Consider the following 18,525-nt stretch of genomic DNA (forward strand, 5'->3'; position numbering starts at 1 on the left):
GCATTTTACCGTTGCCTTGCTTCCCCCAGAGTCGTTACATGTGGTACACCGCAGCGGAGCGAAGTCCTTCCGGCAGGCCGTCGGGCGCAGCAGGTGAAAGTTCCCAGCGTACCTGCCCCGCCCACTGGGAGGCGACGGCGGAGAAGTGGAGCATGACAATACCGAGATCCAATGCGGCATCCAAATTATCGGTGTAGGCATCCTCCTGCTGCACCAAATAGATGCTGTGATCCTGCACAAGGAAGCCATAGGGCTGACGGTTGAGATAGCTGGGGGAGAGCGAAGCGGCGTAGAAGGACTGCCAGAGCATATCGTCGTAGAAGTCCATCATCTCGTCAAGCCCAGACTTGTTGCTCCAGCTCCCCATGTGAACCAAATCATGCACACCCTTTTTGGGCGCGTAGTACTGCTGCTCAGCCCGCACATCGATCTGAGACATACTTAGGATATTCAGCCGCAGCTTTTTTGCGGTCTTTTCCCCGTAGCCAAAGGCAACGATTGCCGCCACCTCTAACGGGGTGGTAAGAGAAAGTGCCTTTTTGATTTTGTCGCTGTCGGTGAATGTCATCCAGCAGGTGTCAATGTCCAACTCAGTCAGCTTGAGGACGAGATCTTCCATCATGTAGCCGGCGTTGATGGCCGCATAGGAATGCGGGGCAGACATCAGGAGCAGGTAGTGCGGTGCTCCGATGAGAAATTGCTTATAGCCCGCTGAGCTCTCCAGCGCCGGCTGTGCATTCTTGTCCAAGACGATCAACTCCGTTGCAATCTCCGGGACAAGACGGGGGCAGGTCTTTTCATAGTAGGATCGGAGCTGGCCGATAGCCTCGCTCGGAACTTCCTTTTCGCGGAATGCGTGAACGGATCTGCGATTTTGAATCATAGCGCTGTAATTCATAGTAGTATCTCCTATTCTGATGTCTTTGGTTTTCTTATAAATCGTCTATCAGTGCGGTGCTCTTGGCGTAGGCGGTACTGCGTGCCTCAAAGAAATCGGTCTTGACCATGTTGGCGTCGGCGTACTGGCTGACCCATTCCATGCTCTCCGGTTCACTCTCAAAGCCCGGATACAATGCGGGATAGCCAAGGCTCGTCCAGCGAAGATTGCCGAGATAGCGGATGTAATCGCGGATCATCTGCCGGTTCAGCCCGGGGATGTCGTCGCCGATCACATAATGCCCCCATGCGGTCTCCTGCTCCACGCCCTCACGCATCATCTCGTGCAGCGCTTGTACGCTCTCGGCGGTGAACAACTCCGGCTGCTCCTTTTGCAGCTCCGTGATGATATTGCGGAACAGCCACAAGTGCGTGTTCTCGTCGCGGTTGATATAGCGGATCTCCTGCGCCGAACCGGACATCTTCCCATTTCGGGAGAGATTGTAGAAGAACATAAAGCCGCTGTAAAAATAGATGCCCTCCAAAATATAGTTCGCCATCATCACGCGCAGCAGCGTGGGAGCGTCCTTCCGCTCCTGAAACTCGTTGTAGCAGTCCCCAATGAAGGTATTGCGGCGCAACAGATGCTCGTCCGTTTTCCATTGGTAGAGGATGTCATTGCGCTCCACGGGGGAACAGATGGTGTCGAGCATATAGCTGTAGCTCTGTGAGTGGACACACTCCTGAAACGCCTGAATGGACAGGCAGAGATTGACCTCGTTGGCGGTAATGTAGGCGCCGATATTAGGCAGGTTCGCTGTCTGAATGGAATCCAAAAAGACAAGAAAACTCAGAATTTTATCGTAGGCGCTGCGCTCGGCTGACAGCAGGTGGGGATAGTCCTTCACATCCTGCGAGAGATTGATCTCCTCAGGGATCCAAAAGTTGTTCATGGCCTGCCGGTACCAGTCGCTGACCCAAGCGTACTTCATATTGTTGAAGTCGTTGAGGTTGGTGGTATTGCCGCCGATCATGCGCCGCAGGCGCACATCAGGGTCGCCCTCCGGGTTAAAGAGGGGCTTTTTCTTCAGTTCCGTCATGCTATCCTCCTTATGACGAGCAGCTTTCGCAGTCCTCGACCTCAAGGGCCTTGCTGCGGACATAGTAAATGGTCTTGACGCCGGCCCTCCACGCCTCTAAATACAGTCTGAGCACCTGACGCATGGAATAGTCATTGGTGATATAGAGATTCATGCTCTGCGCCTGGTCAATATGTCTCTGGCGAAGGCCCGCGGCGCGCACCGACCAGCTTTGGTCGATCAGATGCGCCGCCTTATAGTACCACCATGTATCCATAGAAAGCTCCGGCGCAACGCGGGGCAGCATGCTGCCCTTTTTTTCCTCTAAAAAGAATTTCTTCATAATTGGGTCGATGCCCGCCGACGTGCCGGAGAGGATAGATGTGCTGGAGGTCGGTGCGACCGCCAGCAGATAGGCGTTGCGCATTCCCTGCACCGCCACCGTTTCCGCAAGTGCCCGCCACTTTTCGGAGGTATAACCCCGCTTTTCAAAATACGCGCCCGTCTGCCAGTCGCTGCCCTCAAAGAGCGCGTAACGACCCTTTTCCCGTGCCAGTGCTGCGTCCGCCTTGACGGCGGCGTAGTTGATGTGCTCGAACACTGCGTCGGTGAAGGCAAGGTGTTCCTCGCTCTCCCAGCGGATGCCGCGCTTTGCCAGCATGTGGTGGTAGCCGCTGACGCCCAGGCCGATGCTGCGGTACTTCTGATTGGTAAGCCGCGCGTATTCCAACGGGTAGAAGTTGAGGTCGATCACATTATCCAGTGCGCGGATGGCCGTTTCCACCGTGCGTTCCATATAGGCCTCGTCCTCCACCGGCAGATTACCGAGAGACAGACTCGCCAGGTTGCAGACCACAAACTCACCTGGGCGTGTAGCCGTCACCACCACTGTGTCGCCGTTCTCCGTGTGCACCTCAGTGCTGATATGCTCGATGGGCGCCATGTTCTGCGCGATCTCCGTGCAGAGATTGGAGCAATAGATCATTCCCGTGTGGCCGTTTGGGTTCATACGATTTACGCTGTCGCGGTTGAAGGCGAAGGGCGTGCCGGTCTCCACTGCTGAACGAAGCACCAGCCGCACGATGTCCTTGACGGTGACGCTGCGCTTTTCGATGCGCGGGTCATTGACGCAGTCCAGATACCGCTTCTCCCATTCCGTACCCCAGTAATCCTCCAGTGCATAGCCCTTGACCGTGAGGATCTCATGCGGACACATGAGATGCCACGGCGCGTCTATGTTCTCCTCCGCCAGTCGCCAGAAGAGATCCGGATAGCACACGGCGGGAAACACATCATGCGCCTTCATGCGGTCGTCGCCGTTGTTGGTGCGCAGTTGAAGGAATTCCGGCAGATCCCGGTGCCATGCGTCTAAGTAAACCGCCACAGCGCCCTGCCGCATCCCCAACTGATCCACCGCCACGGCGGTGTCATTGACCAGCCGGATCCAGCGGATAACACCGCCCGCCGCCCCTTGAAAGCCGCGGATGGTGCTGCCTGCAGCGCGCACCTTACCGAAGTACATCCCCATTCCGCCGCCGAATTTAGAGACCTTTGCGAAGTTGTCCAGCGAGCGGTAGATGCCGTCCAGACTGTCCGGCACAGTGTCCACAAAGCAGCTTGAAAGCTGATGGTAGGGCTTTCGTGCGTTGGACATGGTAGGTGTCGCCATCGTGACCTCCATACGGCTGAGCATATCGTAAAAGCGTTTTACCCACCCCATGCGGTCAGAGCCTTCGTTCATAGCAAGATGCAGCGCGATACCCAAAAACATCTCCTGCGGTGTTTCCAACGGCATGCGGCTGCGTGACTGGATCACATAGCGTTTGAGCAGCAGGTCAAGGCCGGAGTAGGTGAACAGCTCGTCCCGTTCCGGGCAGAGAAAGCCCTCCGCCATGGCAATCTCCTCGTGGGTATAGTGGGCAAGGATATAATCACCGTAGAGTCCCTTATCCGTCAGATAGCGAAGCCTGCCATAGAGGTCGCCGACGCCGCGCCCCTCCCATTCCTGTGCGTTGCGACAGCGAAAGGAGTGGTTCAGAAGCCGCGCCGCGATGAACTCCCACTTGGGTGCCTCTGCCGTAGTCAGCTCTACCGCTGCCTTGGTCAGTGCCTCAGCCCGCTCATCCTCCGTCATGCCCGGGCGACAGAAACTCTCAAACTTCATTTGAAGCGCCGCGAGGGAGTAGACTTCCTCGGTAAAATCCATCTGGATACGGCGCAGCACCTCGTCAAGCGAGTTATCCCCCACCGTCTGCGCGATGGTATGCCGGACGCGGCGCAGCGCAGACCGCTTTTCGCGATAGAGGATGTACGCCTTTGCCACCTCATAGTGTCCGCGCTCCATGAGCGTCCGCTCCACCTCGTCCTGCACACGCTCCACGGTGAGCGGCGCTGCGGCGGCGAGGTTGTCGAGAACGGCGGCGAGGATCTCATTCAGCTCTCTGCTCCCGATCTCCCTCCTCTGTCCATCAAACGCTTTTTTCATGGCGTTGAAAATTTTCTCCTGTTGAAAGGGAACAGACTCCCCGTTTCGTTTTCTGATCTCCATTTCGATCCTCTCCTCTTCTCCGGTCACTTCTCATGTCCTTTTGGGCAAAGAGCGGGCAAGCGCAGTATCACGCTTGCCCGCTCTGTTTTTGAAAGCCGGTTTTTCTGCAGCCGACGCGGCGGGGCTGTTTGTTGTCTGTTGTCTTGGTTTTGGCTTCCCTGCCAGTCATTTCATAGATTCCAGAATGGCGTCCGCCAGTGCTTCCAGCTCAGTGCGCTTGTCCGTGCCCATGGACGAGGCGAGGCTGAGGCGCTCGTTGAGCACCGTCATGTTCTTAAGCTCATCGTTGACGAATTTCTGCATGAGGTCACCGGACTTCACCGCCCATGAGCCGTTTTCAATGATGGCAAAGGTGCGGTTTTGCAGATTCAGTGCCTTCATATCCATGAGGAAGTCGTGCATGGCGGGGTAGATGCCGAGGTTGTAGGTCACAGAGGCCAGAACGATGTGGCTGTACTTAAACGCCTCGGAGATCAGCTGGGAGACATGGGTGGAGGACACATCGTACATCGCCACCTTGCTCATGCCCTTGTCGCAGAGCGACGCCGCCAGCGCCTGCGCCGCGTTCTCCGTGTTGCCGTACATAGAGGCGTAGACGATGAGCACGCCCTGGGTCTCAGGGGCATAGCGGCTCCATGTGTCGTATTTTTCGATGAACCAGCCCAGATCCTTGCGCCACACGGGGCCGTGGAGCGGGCAGATATACTTGATCTGATCCAAAACACCGCCGGCCTTTTTCAGTAGGAGCTGGATGTGGGGGCCGTACTTGCCCACGATGTTGGTGAGGTAGCGGCGGGCGTCGTCCAGCCAGTCCCGCTCGAAATCCACCTCGTCAGCAAACAGCTTGCCGTCCAGCGCGCCGAAGGTGCCGAAGGCATCGGCGGAAAAGAGGACGCCGTCGGTGACGTCAAGGGTCACCATGGCCTCCGGCCAGTGGACCATAGGCGCTCCCACAAAGGTGACGGTGTGCTTGCCGAAGGAGAAGGTGTCGCCCTCCTTCACCTCGATGCACTCATGCCCGTCCACATGGAAACCGAACTGCCGCATGAGCATGAAGGCCTTCTCGTTGGAGATCAGCTTCACCTTGGGATGGCGCAGCAGGATCTCCTCAATGCAGGCGGCGTGATCCGGCTCCAGATGGTTAACAACCAGGTAGTCCAGCTCGCGGCCATCCAGCACATACACCAGGTTTTCCAAAAGCTGGCGGCAGGCAGACCAGTCCACCGTGTCAAAGAGCACCGTCTTTTCGTCCAGCAGGCAGTAGGCATTGTAGCTTACGCCCCGGGGAATGGGAAAGCAGTTTTCAAACAGGGCCAGGCGATGGTCGTTGGCGCCCACCCAGTAGAGGTCGTTCGTTACTTTACGCACGCAATACATCTTATCTTACCTCCTTCACGACTCAAGCCTTTACAAATTGATCCTTCGTCTCCGCGCACTCGGGACACACCCACTCGGCGGGAAGCTGCTCAAAGAGCGTACCGGGCGCGATCTCGCCGTCCTCGTCGCCCAGCTCCGGCACATACTCGTAGCCGCAGCCGCCGCAGACATAGCGGTCGCCGATGGGAGTGGGCTTCGGCGGCGTGGGCCGCTTCATCTTTACCATGGGCGGCGCGGGCAGCTTTTCGCCGCTATCCAGCGCAGCGGTGAGCAGGGGCAGAATCTCCGCTACATCGCCCACGATGCCGTAGTCGCAGTTTTTGAAGATGGGGGCGTTGCCGTTTTTGTTGATGGCCACGATGGTGGAGGCATCCTTGATACCCTTTAGGTGCTGGGACGCGCCGGAGATGCCGCAGGCGATGTACAGATTGCCGGTAAACTTCTGCCCGGACATACCCACATAGCGGTTCAGCGGCAGATACTTGAGGGTCTCCGCCACGGGGCGGGAGGATCCGATGGCCGCGCCGGCGGCCTTGGCCAGCGACTCTACCAGTTTCATGTTCTTTTTCTCCCCGATGCCCTTGCCTGCGGAGACCACCCGCTCCGCCTGCGGGATGGGCGTATCCATAGGGATGCCCATGGAGAAGTCGTGACCATCCTTCTTCAGCGCCGCCACAAGGTCGGCCACCTGCTGGGCAGCATCCCCCTCCCGGAAGATGGTCTTTTTGCGAATGCCGGTGATGGGCGCGGGTTTCTTGGCCGCCGAACGGCTCTCGCCGCCGGAGCTCTTGCCCAGCCTGCCCACCAGATGAGAGGCGATGACCACCCGCTGGATCTCGTTGGTGCCCTCGTAGATGGTGGTGATCTTGGCGTCGCGGTAGGCCCGCTCCACCTCCATGCCCTTGAGGAAGCCGCTGCCGCCGTGGATCTGCAAGGCGTCATTGGTGACCTCCAGCGCGATGTCCGAGGCGTACATCTTCGCCATGGCAGACTCCATGCCGTAGGGCGCGTGCTGCTCCTTCAGCTCCGCCGCGGAGTAGATGAGGAACCGGGCGCAGCGCAGCTTGGTGGCCATATCTGCCAGCTTGAAGGCGATGCTCTGCTGGGCCGCGATGGGCTTTCCGAACTGAATACGCTCCTTGGAATAGCTCAGCGCCTGCTCAAACGCGCCCTGGGCAATGCCCAGTGCCTGGGCGGCGATGCCGATGCGTCCGCCGTCCAGCGTGGACATGGCGATCTTGAAGCCGTCCCCCTCCTTGCCCAGCAGGTTTTCCTTGGGAACCTTCACATCGTTGAAGATCAGTTCCGCCGTGGAGGAGGAGCGAATGCCCATCTTGTCATAGTGGTCACCGAACTCAAAACCCTTCCAGCCCTTCTCCACGATGAAAGCGGAGATGCCCCGGGTACCGATGTCCGGCGTGGTGACGGCGAAAACCACATAGGTGTCTGCCTTAGGGGCGTTGGTGATGAAGATCTTGCCGCCGTTAAGGAGGTAGTAGTCCCCCTTATCCAGCGCCGTAGTCTCCGTGCCGCCGGCGTCGGATCCGGCGTTGGGCTCCGTGAGACCAAAGGCGCCGATCTTCTCGCCCTTGGCCAGCGGAACCAGATATTTCTGCTTCTGCTCCTCAGTGCCGTAGGCGAAAATAGGCCATGAGCCAAGGGAGACATGGGCGGAGAGGATAACGCCCGCGCCGCCGTCCACACGAGCCAATTCCTCCACCGCGATGGCGTAGCTCAGGGCGTCCAGACCGGCGCCGCCGTACTCCTTTGGGTAGGGGATGCCCATCCAGCCCAGCTTGCCCAGCTTCTTGACAGCCTCCTCGGGAAACTCGTTGTTCTGATCCATCAAAAACGCGAGAGGCTTGATCTCCTCCTCCGCAAAGCTCCGGATCTTCGCGCGCAGCTCTTCGTGCGCCGCCGTGGTTTGAAACAGCATACGGATACCTCCTCTTAAAATTTTACAGCTCGCTTGTATCTTGAGGATCGGATTCGCCGGTCAGCAGCCTGCGCAGGCTCACGGCGTGGAACGCCTCGTCCTGCTTTCGCTGCAAGGCCGCCAGCTGACAGTGGATGGCGCACCGCCCGTGCTCGTTCTGCCAGCGGCACTCATATCCCGGCTCCATGCAGGCACACAGGACGCCCCGCTCCCCCATGGCCCCCATGAGATCGTAGAGGGAGGTCGCGTCCAGATCACAGGATAACTCACAGCCGCCGAGGGCGCCGCGGCTCACCCGCACCAAGTTGCCGGCGGAGAGCTTGCGTAGGATCTGGTAGGCAAACTGATTGGGAATCAGCTCCGTTTCCGACATCTCGGCCACCGAATGTTTCTCCCCGTCCAGCAGCACCCGCAAAATGCGCAGGGCGTAGTCCGTCTCTTTGGTGATGATCATGTTCCGCATCCTCTTTTCGCTTGCTTGTTACTGTCATCATATCAATCTTGATAAAATTTGTCAAGATAATTCCAAAAAAATTATCGCTTTAAAACAGACCGCCACGGCCCGGGTCAGCTTCGCTTTCCATTCAGTGAAAAGCCATGTTCCTTCCAATTATAGAAGCCGAAAAAGCTGTGCCGTGGCAGTCCGCCGAAAGCAGAAAAGGCTATGACTAAAAAACAGAAAGCGGAGAAATTGGTTGGGGCTCGCAGGGGGCGCCCACCCAAGGCGGATGCGGCGATCCCTGACAAGCCTAAGCCGTCCAACCGAAACAAGCAATAAAGTGCGTGCTTTTCATGTTATATTCGACACATTATGTTATGATATGCAGTAAATGTTCCATCTTACCATCCCACTCTCTGCTGGAATCGGCGCACTCTTTCAATTCGGTTTCGATCTCCACGTTTATAGGCAGATCCTTCTTGTAGCGGATGGTGTGCTCCAAGCTGGCCCAGAAGTCCATCGCGATTGTACGAAGTTGTATCTCCACCGGCACATGGATCTCTTTTTCCGCAAAGAATACCGGCAGCCGGATCGTCAGGTGCAGACTGCGATAGCCGTTTGGCTTAGGGTGTGAAATATAATCTTTCTCTGTGATGATTTCAATGTCGGACTGATCTTTTAAGCACTTTGCCAAAAAGAACACATCCTCCTCGAAAGAGCAGATCACACGCACACCGGCAACATCCATGATATTTGCCTGCATGGTCGGAAAATCCAGAGAAAGTCCGCGCTTCTGCATCTTATTCATAATGCTGGACGGTGATTTCAAACGGCTTTTGATGCTCTCGATGGGGTTTCGGTCATGCCGCAGAGAGAATTCCTCGTTCAGAATTTCCAACCGGTTTTCAAGGGCTTTCAGCGCGCAGCGGTATTGCAGCATGATCTCCTGATATTTGAGGTTCTCACTCAAAAGCCGCTGGCATTGCAGGTCATCCAGGCCTTTATCTGCCGCAACCGTCAAGCCAAATAGATTTTCACTCATAGTTTCTCCATTCCGCAGGGATAGGGGCTTTGGGCCAGCCGCTCCTTCATCACGGCCTGATAGAAGCTGTATCCGCCGGCGAGATGGGCGCAGGCGAAACCATATTGCGTCAAAAGCCGACAGGCCAGATAGCTGCGAAGCCCTGTCTGGCAATTCACATAAACAGGCTTACTCCGGTCTAACTCGTCCAAATGCTCCCGCAGATCGTCCAAGGGAATGTTCCGAAAGCCGTCCAGATGCCCCCGCTGATACTCCCACGCCGTGCGGACATCCAGCAGCGCCGCGCTGCCATCGCGGGGCAGGTCGTCCACCTCATCCCAATGGAACTGGTGCACCTTTCCGCTCTCCAAGTCCTCGATCATAAAGCCCGCCATATTCACCGGGTCTTTGGCAGAGGAATAGGGCGGCGCGTAGGCGAGGTCCAACTCTCTCAGCTCCAGTGCCGTCATACCGGCGCGGATGGCGGTAGCCAGCACGTCGATACGCTTGTCTACACCCTCGCGGCCCACGATCTGCGCTCCCAGCAGCCGCAAAGTCTCCTTTTCGTACAGCACCTTCATCGTCAAGGACTGTGCACCGGGATAATAGCTGGCGTGAGAGGCGGGAAAGAGCACGACCTTCTCGTAGGCGATACCCGCCGCCTTGGCGGTTTTTTCGTTGATGCCCGTAGAGGCCGCTGTCAAGTCAAACAGCTTCAGAACAGACGAACCCTGAGAGCCGTGAAAGCGGCTGTTTCCGCCGCAGATATTGTCAGCGGCAATGCGTCCCTGCTTGTTGGCAGGCCCTGCCAGCGAGATCAACGCTTTCTGCCCGGTCACGAAATGGGTGACCTCCACGGCATCGCCCACAGCGTAGATGTCCGGCACGGAGGTTTCCATCCGCTCGTTAACAGCGATGCTGCCACGAATACCAAGCCTGAGTCCGGCATCTTTTGCCAGATGCGTATCCGGGGTAACGCCGATGGCCAGCAGCACCATATCCGAATGCAGTGGCTCACTACCCTCCAACAGGGTCAGCACGGAATCTCCGTCCTGTCGGAATCCGGTGACGGTTTCACCCAACCGTAGAGCCACGCCGTGTCTGCGCATTTCCGCATGGACAAAGCTCGCCATATCCGCATCCAGTGGTGCTAATAGCTGCTTCGGACGCTGAACGATGGTAACCGAAACACCCATCTCCACAAGGTTTTCTGCCATTTCCAGACCGATAAAGCCGCCGCCAGCCAAAACAGCGGTTTTCGGCTTCTGATCCTCTACAAAGCGCCGAATGCGGAGGGTGTCCTCCACGGTGCGCAGGGTAAAGACCCGCTCGCTGTCCACGCCGGAGAGGGCGGGAACCGTCGGCTTCGCGCCGGGGGCGAGGATCAGCTTGTCGTAGGTCTCCGTATAGACCTTGCCGCTGTCCAGCACGTGAACAGTGACGGTTTTCCCCTCGGGATCGATGGCCGTCACCTCCTGCCGCACCCGCGCGTCAATGCGGAAACGGTCCCAAAAACTCTCCGGGGTTTGCAGCGTCAGCTCGTCCCGATCCACGATCACGCCGCCCACATAGTAGGGCAGGCCGCAGTTGGCGTAGGACACATAGCCGCTGCGCTCGATCATCACGATCTGCGCGTGTTCATCCAGACGGCGGATGCGGGCCGCAGCGGACGCACCGCCCGCCACACCGCCTACGATCACAACTTTCATCTTGCGCCCTCCACCATGGCGGCGATCTCCGCCTTGGGCCGGTAGCCCACCGACTTCGCCACGGCCTTGCCGTCCTTAAAGACCACCAGCATCGGGATGCTGGATACCTGAAAACGCATTGCCAGCTCCATCTGCTCGTCCACGTTGATCTTGCCCACCTTGAGGGTTCCAGCGTTTTCCTCAGCGATCTCGTGGAGCACGGGGGCGAGCATCTTGCAGGGGCCGCACCAGTCGGCGTAGAAGTCCAGCAGGACGGGCTTATCGGAATTCAGTACCTCGTTTTCAAAATTCGCAGCAGTAATTTTCAGTTCAGCCATAAGAAGGGTTCCTTTCGTTTGTATATTGTCAGTCTTTGTTTTTCAGCTTGCAAATACTCTGGGTCATAGTCCCCATGGGGCAGAAGGCGCACCATGTACGGGGCTTGTAGAGCACCATGACGATGAGGCCGATGAGCAGCGAGGTCAGCATCAAGCTATAAAAGCCGAAGCTGAACTGTGCCACCCAATCCGTCACCGTCCCGGCGGTGTAGGCCCAGTCCCAGGGCACACGGAATGTCCAGAACAGCTTAATGGCCTCCCGCATGGACGCGGCCCCCGCCGCCACCAGATAGGTTTGGAACACCATGTTGCCGAACATGGTCAGGAAGAAGATCAAAAAGCCGTAGCGGAACCACTTGGAGGACATCCAGCGGGGCGTGGGTTTGCAGCGGGAGCATTTAAGGTCAGTTCCCAGCTTGCTGAACAACTGCCCCCAGCCGCAGAGGTGGTTGCAGAAAAACTTGTTCCCGCCAAAGATGGCTAAGATCAGCGGCAAGAGAAAATCGATCATGCCCAGCCACGCAAAGAGGATGTTGAAAAAGCTGAGGGTGAAGTAGAGGATGGCGCAGATCCAGAGATAGTCGTACCAATGTTTTGCTTTCTTCATGCCTCGTCCCTCGCTTTCACCTCGATGCAGCCCACGGGACAGAGCCTCGCGCACTTGCCGCAGCCAACGCAGCGTTCCGCCTCCACGGCGGCGTAGCAGCCCCGGCGCACCTTGACGGCCCCCAAGAGGCAGGTATTTTCACACACGCCGCAGGCGACGCATCGCATCGTATCCACGGCGGCCAATCGTTTTGACAGCACGGCGTTCCCCTCTCAGTCCTTCAAAGATTTGTAATAGAGCATACAGTGGCAGTAGCCCTCAAAATCAGGGTCAGCGATCTGATCCTTGAACTCCTGACACATACACCTGTTTTCCTCCGTGTGCTCCAGTCGGCAGGGGCAGTACCCGCCGGTACGTTTTAGGCCCTCGCGGATGGTATTCACGACCTTCTGATCGGGATTGAGCTTTGATTTTCATGTTTGCCACCTCTTTCTTAATTGTGGCTTTATCATACCGCAGGACAAATCTTTTTTATGTGACGAGGTTACATTGATAAAAAATCCGGTGCTTTTTTCAGCACCGGATTTTAAGAGGATGAATTATGCTTTCCACAGGCTGTGGAGGTTGCAGTAGGCGTAAACCGCCTCGACCTTGTCGCCCTCGCAGAGCGCAAAGCAGACCTCCGGCTTTTCGCCGGGATGCAGTTCCTTACGCTGGTTACCCTGCTTGGTGTGGAGGGACACCCACTCGATGTAGTGCTCCGGCAGCATGGGATGCTCCATGGAGCCGACCTTGACATGGACGATACCGTTTTCCACAGTCCAGACAGGGACGTGCTTCTCCACGGCGGCGTCGGTGGTGCCGGGGATGATCTCGCTCATGGGTTCACCGCAGCAGATGACGGGGACGCCTGCGTCCTTGACCTTGGCGATGATGTTGCCGCAATGCTTGCAAATGTAAAACTTCTGCTCCATGATGATTTCCTCTTTTAATAGTTCTCCGCATGAATTTCAAAGTAGCTCTGGGGATGGTTGCAGGTCGGACAGACCTCCGGCGCTTTCTCGCCCACGACGATGTGACCGCAGTTGCGGCACTCCCACACCTTGACCTCGCTCTTGGCGAAGACCTGCGCCATCTCCACATTGCGCAGCAGGGCACGGTAGCGCTCCTCGTGGTGCTTCTCGATGGCAGCCACCAGACGGAACCGCTGGGCCAGCTCATGGAAGCCTTCCTCGTCGGCGGTCTTGGCGAAGCCGTCGTACATATCCGTCCATTCGTAGTTTTCGCCCTCAGCGGCGGAGCGGAGGTTTTCGGCGGTGTCGCCGATACCGTCCAGCTCCTTGAACCAGAGCTTGGCGTGTTCCTTTTCGTTTTCGGCGGTTTTCAGGAACAGCGCCGCAATCTGCTCGTAGCCCTCCTTCTTGGCCTTGGAGGCGAAGTAGGTGTACTTGTTGCGGGCCTCGGACTCGCCGGCAAAGGCAGTCATCAGGTTTTTTTCGCTCTGGGTTCCTGCGTATTTCGTTTCTTTCATGGTCAATTCCCCTTTTGGTTTTCCTGCTTTCATTATATCGGAATTATGATTCCGTTCTGTAACAAAATCACATTATTTCAAGCAGTTTGGGCTGGTTCTTATCCCGCAGCGTGATCGCGCCGCGCTTCAGTTCCACCAGTCCGTCCTCCGAGAAATTCTTGCGTATCCGCGCCGGGCTGATGTGCCGTGCCGATCCGCTCGCCTATTGTATCCGCTCCAGTATCTGTTCCAGTTGGGGCAGAATGTATCAAGCTTTGGTGTGTCACAACCCGACGGCTCGCGGCAGCCTTAGCATAGACGCTTTTCCGTTGTTTTTGTTACATATTGATTATACCGTTTTGGCCCCAGAAAAAGCAATATTTATTTCAAAAATCACTGCAATCTCCATTCCTGTATGCATCGTCACATCGTTCCGTCAAGGGAGTCACGCTTTCTTGCGCCGCCGCCTGAGGCGCTGTTATTTGAGAAGCTGTTTCAAATCCTCCTCCGGGGTGGTGATGGGAGCAATGCCGAAATTCTCTACGAGGTAGTTCAGCACATTGGGAGAGATGAACGCCGGCAGCGTGGGACCAAGGCGAATATTCTTGATCCCCAGATGCAGCAGCGTCAGCAAAATGCACACTGCCTTCTGCTCATACCACGAAAGAACCATGGACAAGGGCAAATCGTTCACGCCGCAGCCGAACGCCTCCGCCAAGGCCAGCGCGATTTTGACAGCTCCGTAAGCATCGTTGCACTGGCCCACGTCCATGAGTCGAGGCAGGCCGCCAATGGTACCGAGGTCAAGGTCGTTGAAGCGGTATTTGCCGCAGGCCAGCGTCAGCACCACGGTATCGGCGGGCGTCTGCTTGACAAACTCAGTATAGTAGTTCCGCCCGGGACGGGCTCCGTCACAGCCGCCCACCAGGAAAAAGTGCCGGATCGCGCCGCTCTTTACCGCCTCGATCACCTGATCCGCCACGCCAAGCACCGCGCCATGACCGAAGCCGGTCATGACCGTGCCGCCGCCGTTGATGCCGGTGAACGGCTTGTCCTCGTTGTAGCCGCCAAGCTCCAATGCCTTTTCGATGACAGGGGTGAAGTCCTTATCCTCACCGATGTGCGTCAGTTCCGGATAGGATACCACCGCCGTGGTGAATACGCGGTCGGCGTAGCTTGCTTTCGGCGGCATCAGGCAGTTGGTGGTAAACAGCACCGGCGCGGGGATGTCGGCAAATTCTCTTTGCTGGTTCTGCCACGCCGTACCGAAGTTGCCCTTGAGATGGGCGTACTTTTTCAGTTCAGGATAGCCGTGGGCAGGCAGCATTTCGCCGTGGGTGTAGATGTTGACGCCTTTGCCCTCGGTCTGTTCCAGCAGCAGTTTCAAATCGTGGAGATCGTGGCCTGTGATGACGATGAACGGCCCCTTCTCCACCGTCAGCGGAACGGTGACAGGCGCGGGCGTACCGTAGCTTTCGGTGTTGGCCTTATCCAGCAGCGCCATGCACTTGAGGTTTTTCTCGCCCACCTCCATGACGATGGGCAGCAGCGCGTCCATATCCCAGTCCTCGCCCACGGTAAAAAGAGCCTTGGCGAAAAAGCGGTTCACTTCCTCGTCGGCATAGCCCAGCATCATAGCGTGATGGGCGTAAGCCGCCATGCCGCGCACGCCAAAGAGGATCAGGGATTTGAGGCTGCGAATATCCTCCTGCGCGTTCCAGAGCAAGTTCATATCATAATCATCGTTTCGCCCGCAGCGGGAGCCGCAGCCGGAGCAGCCGGGCACAAGGCGGGCCTTTTCCTCGTGTACCTGATCGATCAGCGTCCGAATGGTCTTTTCGTTGAAGCTCACATTGGTGACGGTGGTGAACAAGCCCTCGATCATCAGCCGCCATGTATTTGGCGTTGCCAACGTATCGCCATCAGTGGCGCGTGCCAAACCAATGAGTGCGCCAGTCAGTTGGTCCTGGAGTTCCGCCACCTCAGCGGTTTTTCCGCAGACACCGGCTTTTCCGGTACAACCGGCGCAGCCAGCCGTCTGCTCGCACTGAAAGCAAAACATTCTGTTATCCATTGTCGTTCGTCTCCTTCTGCTTTTTAGTTCAGAACCTGCATCTCTGGGTTCTTCTCCCCGAATTTCTCGCGCAGCGCACTGTAGATATCCTCCCGGGACTTGCCCTGCTTCTCACCGTTTTTAATGAGCTTGTACGCCTGAAACAGTGCCGAGGGGCCGATCTCGCTGCTGAAAAATCCGATACCCTGATTCCATGCCAGCAGCTCGAACACATCGTCCAGCGCGGCGCTTTCCACCCCGTGGATATATGCCTTTACCAGCTCTCGCGCCGCCTGCCGCATCCGGCCTGCGCCCACTGCGTTGGTCAGGGACAGCAATAGCCGCGTTTCGTAGGGAAGCGTGCGCTTCTCGCTCTGCCATGTGGTCTCCCAGAAATCCACGGCGATCTGCCCCAGCTTTTCGTCGATCATGGGATAGTTCAAAAGAGCCAGCGGCTTGAAGGGAGCGGAGCTGTCGCCTTCCTTCTTCTCTGTGCGGCAGAACCAGACATGGAACTCCGCCTCACCCCGCTGCTCGGTGTGGTGCTCGTAGCCCAAGTCCTCCATGACAGCGTACAGCGGATGCGGCTCAAAGGTCTGGATGATGTGTAATCCCTCACCCACCTCCAACGCTTCGGCTCGTTTCTTCAGCCCTTCAAAAAAGCTGCCCTGTATATGGCGCACATCCATGGTCTGAAACCCCTGCGTTTTGTCCTTCCAGTTTTCATAGCTCATGCAGTTATTCTCCTTTCCTCACTCGATAAAACCAGATGTGATATTCGCTGCCGCTCACCTTCTCCGTGTGATGCTCAAAGCCCATAAGGGCCAGCACCGGGTACAGGGGGACAGGCTCGAAGGTCTGGATGATATGCAGTCCTTCGCCGTTTTTCAGCGCGGCAGCCTTTGCCTTCAATGCGGGGAAGAAGTCCATCTTTTTGCCCCGCACGTCCATCACTTCAAATGTGCCGATTTTGTCCTTCCAGTTTTCATAACTCATAGTCTTTGCCTCTCTTGCAGAAAGCTCACGCCTCTTCGAAGGAATCCTTGCCCACATTGCACAGGGGGCACTCAAAATCCTCCGGCACCTCGCTCCAGGGCGTACCGGGGGCGATGCCACCCTCCGGGTAACCCGCGCTCTCGTCATATTATCAACCGCAAAGACTGCATATATACTTCATTGTGCTTCTTTCTTCCTTTTTCTAATGATTTTGTTATTCTTCCACCAGCCGGCCGTCCACTGTTACGGTGACCACCTGCCACGGAATGAATTTTCCGCTCTGCTGGAGCGCCGTTTTCGCCGCGTTCTCCAGTCCGCCGCAGCAGGGCACCTCCATCCGCACAACAGTGACGCTCTTGATGTTGTTCTCCCGGATGATCTCCGTCAGCTTTTCGGAATAGTCCACGCCGTCCAGCTTGGGGCAGCCCACAAGGGTGATGTGCCCCTTGATGAACCGCTCGTGGAATGCGGCGTAGGCGTAGGCGGTGCAGTCGGCGGCGATGAGCAGCCGCGCACCGTCAAAATACGGGGCGTTCACCGGTACCAGCTTGATTTGCACAGGCCACTGGGAAAGGCGGCTCGTCTGCTGGGCTTGTGGCGTTTCCACGGCGGGCGCCTCCTGACGCTGAATATTCCGGGACTGGCTGCCGGGGCAGCCGCAGGGCAGGGTCATGCCCTCTTTCCGCATTTTCCGCTGCTTATTTTCCATGACGGCCTGCTCGTCATAGGCCGCCGCCTCCCGCTCCACAAAGGTGATGGCCCCGGTGGGGCAGGTGGGCAGACAGTCGCCCAAGCCGTCGCAGTAATCGTCCCGCATGAGTTTTGCCTTGCCGTCCACCATGGCGATGGCGCCCTCGTGACAGGCGGCGGCGCAGGCGCCGCAGCCGTTGCATTTATCCTGATCGATTTCAATGATCCGTCGTTTCATGTTCGATCCTCCTGTTGCTTTTGTATGCCCATTGTACTATACTAAACGCAGCAAGTCGGTTGAATTTTCAACGAAAGAGGACTTTTTATGAAAGAATTTTTTCCGGTACTTCATACGGCATCGCTTTTCTCCGGCATTTCCGACGAGGAGCTTGCCGCCATGCTCTCCTGCCTTGGGGCGAGGATCGGCACCTTTCCCAAAGGCTCCCGCCTGCTCCGCGCTGGAGACGCGGTGGATGAGGTGGGTCTCGTGCTGGCGGGCAGCACCCTCATCGTGCAGGAGGATATCTGGGGAAACCGCAACATCCTCTCCAAGACCGGGCCGGGGCAGACCTTCGCGGAGGTGTTCGCCTGCGCGCCGGGGGCGGTGCTGAACGTGAGCGTGGAGGCGGAGAGCGCGGTGACGGTGATGTTTCTGCACATCAAGCGCGTTTTGAGCGTGTGCCCCTCCGCCTGCTCCCACCACAGCCGGATCATCCGCAACCTGCTGGGCGAATTGGCAGAGAAGAACCTGCGGCTCAACGAAAAGCTCACCCACATGGGCCAGCGCACGACCCGGGCAAAGCTGATGTCCTATTTTTCCGCCGAGGCGCAGCGCCGGGGCGGCTACGAGTTCGACATTCCGTTCTCCCGCCAGCAGCTTGCGGATTACCTCGGTGTGGAGCGCAGCGGACTGTCGCTGGAGCTTGGAAAAATGCGGGATGAGGGCTTGCTCGACTTTCACAAAAGCCACTTTCTTCTCAAGGCGCCAGAGACGGACGATCTTCCTCCTTCTGCGCGTTAAGAATCTCCCCTTCAAGCCCCCTTTGGGCGTATTGGCAAGTGCGGATAACCCCGTCAGCCACGGAGCGTCGGGGTTTTGCAGATGGAAGAAGCAGCTACGGTCTGTAGAGATCGGCAGGACAGCGTCATCTCGTACAATCTGATTTGATCATACCCACAGTCGCTTTGGCTGTGGGTATTTTCTGTTTGAACTTCAAAAGCTTTGCAGAACGCAAGGAGCCTAATGCCAAATTCAGCATGTCACCAACTATGAGGAAAACATCTTTTAGAGAAAGGTCAAAAGGTTCAACAGGGAAGATGAACGGTGTCCTTTTGCGATGCCGCTTCCGAAAAATCACAGCTTCGCCCCTTAACGAAGACTTTAAGTTAAATCTGTTATACTGCTGCAGTCCCCTCAAAAATACAGA

19 protein-coding genes and 1 pseudogene are annotated in these 18,525 nt (G+C 57.1%); 1 reads left to right on the top strand and 19 read right to left on the bottom strand.

Annotated features, from left to right (window positions below; genetic code table 11):
• Positions 1-34 precede the first annotated feature (34 nt).
• From H8Z83_RS10445 to H8Z83_RS10535, 19 genes and pseudogenes are all read right to left on the bottom strand, one after another.
• Positions 35-898, bottom strand: a complete 864-nt coding sequence (locus tag H8Z83_RS10445) for a nitroreductase family protein (protein WP_187014979.1) — start codon at positions 896-898, stop codon at positions 35-37.
• A 34-nt stretch (positions 899-932) separates the two neighbouring features.
• Positions 933-1,976, bottom strand: coding sequence for a ribonucleotide-diphosphate reductase subunit beta (locus tag H8Z83_RS10450; protein ID WP_187014980.1), 1,044 nt, complete (start codon positions 1,974-1,976; stop codon positions 933-935).
• Positions 1,977-1,986: 10 nt separating this feature from the next.
• On the bottom strand, positions 1,987-4,503 hold the full coding sequence (locus H8Z83_RS10455; protein ID WP_187014981.1) for a ribonucleoside-diphosphate reductase subunit alpha: 2,517 nt from the start codon (positions 4,501-4,503) through the stop codon (positions 1,987-1,989).
• 165 nt (positions 4,504-4,668) lie between these two features.
• Positions 4,669-5,880, bottom strand: coding sequence for an FprA family A-type flavoprotein (locus H8Z83_RS10460; RefSeq protein WP_187014982.1), 1,212 nt, complete (start codon positions 5,878-5,880; stop codon positions 4,669-4,671).
• A 22-nt stretch (positions 5,881-5,902) separates the two neighbouring features.
• Positions 5,903-7,816, bottom strand: a complete 1,914-nt coding sequence (locus H8Z83_RS10465; protein ID WP_187014983.1) for an acyl-CoA dehydrogenase family protein — start codon at positions 7,814-7,816, stop codon at positions 5,903-5,905.
• A 22-nt stretch (positions 7,817-7,838) separates the two neighbouring features.
• On the bottom strand, positions 7,839-8,270 hold the full coding sequence (locus tag H8Z83_RS10470) for an RrF2 family transcriptional regulator (RefSeq protein WP_243184921.1): 432 nt from the start codon (positions 8,268-8,270) through the stop codon (positions 7,839-7,841).
• A 355-nt stretch (positions 8,271-8,625) separates the two neighbouring features.
• Positions 8,626-9,297, bottom strand: a complete 672-nt coding sequence (locus H8Z83_RS10475; protein WP_187014985.1) for a GTP pyrophosphokinase — start codon at positions 9,295-9,297, stop codon at positions 8,626-8,628.
• The gene (locus H8Z83_RS10480) at positions 9,294-10,985 is read right to left on the bottom strand and encodes an FAD-dependent oxidoreductase (protein ID WP_187014986.1); all 1,692 of its coding nucleotides are present in this window, start codon (positions 10,983-10,985) and stop codon (positions 9,294-9,296) included. Before H8Z83_RS10480 ends, H8Z83_RS10475 begins: the two co-directional genes overlap by 4 nt.
• Positions 10,982-11,302 (bottom strand): thioredoxin, encoded by a 321-nt coding sequence (trxA, locus tag H8Z83_RS10485; RefSeq protein ID WP_187014987.1) that lies wholly within the window; start codon positions 11,300-11,302, stop codon positions 10,982-10,984. Before trxA ends, H8Z83_RS10480 begins: the two co-directional genes overlap by 4 nt.
• Positions 11,303-11,330: 28 nt before the next feature.
• Positions 11,331-11,909, bottom strand: a complete 579-nt coding sequence (locus H8Z83_RS10490; protein ID WP_187014988.1) for a 4Fe-4S binding protein — start codon at positions 11,907-11,909, stop codon at positions 11,331-11,333.
• Positions 11,906-12,109, bottom strand: coding sequence for a 4Fe-4S binding protein (locus H8Z83_RS10495; RefSeq protein ID WP_187014989.1), 204 nt, complete (start codon positions 12,107-12,109; stop codon positions 11,906-11,908). Before H8Z83_RS10495 ends, H8Z83_RS10490 begins: the two co-directional genes overlap by 4 nt.
• 12 nt (positions 12,110-12,121) lie before the next feature.
• Positions 12,122-12,292 (bottom strand): ferredoxin thioredoxin reductase catalytic beta chain, encoded by a 171-nt coding sequence (locus tag H8Z83_RS10500; RefSeq protein WP_187014990.1) that lies wholly within the window; start codon positions 12,290-12,292, stop codon positions 12,122-12,124.
• A 156-nt stretch (positions 12,293-12,448) separates the two neighbouring features.
• Positions 12,449-12,823: a desulfoferrodoxin family protein gene (locus H8Z83_RS10505; protein ID WP_187014991.1), complete on the bottom strand. Its 375-nt coding sequence runs from the start codon at positions 12,821-12,823 to the stop codon at positions 12,449-12,451.
• A gap of 14 nt (positions 12,824-12,837) precedes the next feature.
• Positions 12,838-13,380: a rubrerythrin gene (gene rbr / locus H8Z83_RS10510; RefSeq protein ID WP_187014992.1), complete on the bottom strand. Its 543-nt coding sequence runs from the start codon at positions 13,378-13,380 to the stop codon at positions 12,838-12,840.
• Between the two features lie 457 nt (positions 13,381-13,837).
• Positions 13,838-15,433 (bottom strand): hydroxylamine reductase, encoded by a 1,596-nt coding sequence (gene hcp / locus H8Z83_RS10515; RefSeq protein ID WP_187014993.1) that lies wholly within the window; start codon positions 15,431-15,433, stop codon positions 13,838-13,840.
• Between the two features lie 23 nt (positions 15,434-15,456).
• Positions 15,457-16,146: a DUF2249 domain-containing protein gene (locus tag H8Z83_RS10520; protein WP_187014994.1), complete on the bottom strand. Its 690-nt coding sequence runs from the start codon at positions 16,144-16,146 to the stop codon at positions 15,457-15,459.
• A gap of 4 nt (positions 16,147-16,150) precedes the next feature.
• The gene (locus H8Z83_RS10525) at positions 16,151-16,408 is read right to left on the bottom strand and encodes a DUF2249 domain-containing protein (RefSeq protein ID WP_118601945.1); all 258 of its coding nucleotides are present in this window, start codon (positions 16,406-16,408) and stop codon (positions 16,151-16,153) included.
• 25 nt (positions 16,409-16,433) lie between these two features.
• A pseudogene (locus tag H8Z83_RS10530) lies at positions 16,434-16,544 on the bottom strand (rubredoxin); the annotation flags it as partial.
• 78 nt (positions 16,545-16,622) lie between these two features.
• Positions 16,623-17,336 (bottom strand): ATP-binding protein, encoded by a 714-nt coding sequence (locus tag H8Z83_RS10535; RefSeq protein ID WP_187014995.1) that lies wholly within the window; start codon positions 17,334-17,336, stop codon positions 16,623-16,625.
• Between the two features lie 87 nt (positions 17,337-17,423).
• Between H8Z83_RS10535 and H8Z83_RS10540 the strand changes: the two genes are divergently transcribed.
• Entirely contained in the window at positions 17,424-18,119 is a 696-nt protein-coding gene (locus H8Z83_RS10540) for a Crp/Fnr family transcriptional regulator (RefSeq protein ID WP_187014996.1), read from the top strand.
• Positions 18,120-18,525 lie beyond the last annotated feature (406 nt).

Origin of the sequence: Dysosmobacter segnis, assembly GCF_014297285.1 — a bacterium.
Taxonomy (GTDB): domain Bacteria; phylum Bacillota; class Clostridia; order Oscillospirales; family Oscillospiraceae; genus Oscillibacter; species Oscillibacter segnis.

What these genes read in the sequence shown, in the direction of transcription:
- H8Z83_RS10445 (WP_187014979.1), bottom strand. Translation starts at nt 898, where the DNA reads ATGAATTACAGCGCTATGATTCAAAATCGCAGATCCGTTCACGCATTC.
- H8Z83_RS10450 (WP_187014980.1), bottom strand. Translation starts at nt 1,976, where the DNA reads ATGACGGAACTGAAGAAAAAGCCCCTCTTTAACCCGGAGGGCGACCCT.
- H8Z83_RS10455 (WP_187014981.1), bottom strand. Translation starts at nt 4,503, where the DNA reads ATGGAGATCAGAAAACGAAACGGGGAGTCTGTTCCCTTTCAACAGGAG.
- H8Z83_RS10460 (WP_187014982.1), bottom strand. Translation starts at nt 5,880, where the DNA reads ATGTATTGCGTGCGTAAAGTAACGAACGACCTCTACTGGGTGGGCGCC.
- H8Z83_RS10465 (WP_187014983.1), bottom strand. Translation starts at nt 7,816, where the DNA reads ATGCTGTTTCAAACCACGGCGGCGCACGAAGAGCTGCGCGCGAAGATC.
- H8Z83_RS10470 (WP_243184921.1), bottom strand. Translation starts at nt 8,270, where the DNA reads ATGATCATCACCAAAGAGACGGACTACGCCCTGCGCATTTTGCGGGTG.
- H8Z83_RS10475 (WP_187014985.1), bottom strand. Translation starts at nt 9,297, where the DNA reads ATGAGTGAAAATCTATTTGGCTTGACGGTTGCGGCAGATAAAGGCCTG.
- H8Z83_RS10480 (WP_187014986.1), bottom strand. Translation starts at nt 10,985, where the DNA reads ATGAAAGTTGTGATCGTAGGCGGTGTGGCGGGCGGTGCGTCCGCTGCG.
- trxA (WP_187014987.1), bottom strand. Translation starts at nt 11,302, where the DNA reads ATGGCTGAACTGAAAATTACTGCTGCGAATTTTGAAAACGAGGTACTG.
- H8Z83_RS10490 (WP_187014988.1), bottom strand. Translation starts at nt 11,909, where the DNA reads ATGAAGAAAGCAAAACATTGGTACGACTATCTCTGGATCTGCGCCATC.
- H8Z83_RS10505 (WP_187014991.1), bottom strand. Translation starts at nt 12,823, where the DNA reads ATGGAGCAGAAGTTTTACATTTGCAAGCATTGCGGCAACATCATCGCC.
- rbr (WP_187014992.1), bottom strand. Translation starts at nt 13,380, where the DNA reads ATGAAAGAAACGAAATACGCAGGAACCCAGAGCGAAAAAAACCTGATG.
- hcp (WP_187014993.1), bottom strand. Translation starts at nt 15,433, where the DNA reads ATGGATAACAGAATGTTTTGCTTTCAGTGCGAGCAGACGGCTGGCTGC.
- H8Z83_RS10520 (WP_187014994.1), bottom strand. Translation starts at nt 16,146, where the DNA reads ATGAGCTATGAAAACTGGAAGGACAAAACGCAGGGGTTTCAGACCATG.
- H8Z83_RS10525 (WP_118601945.1), bottom strand. Translation starts at nt 16,408, where the DNA reads ATGAGTTATGAAAACTGGAAGGACAAAATCGGCACATTTGAAGTGATG.
- H8Z83_RS10535 (WP_187014995.1), bottom strand. Translation starts at nt 17,336, where the DNA reads ATGAAACGACGGATCATTGAAATCGATCAGGATAAATGCAACGGCTGC.
- H8Z83_RS10540 (WP_187014996.1), top strand. Translation starts at nt 17,424, where the DNA reads ATGAAAGAATTTTTTCCGGTACTTCATACGGCATCGCTTTTCTCCGGC.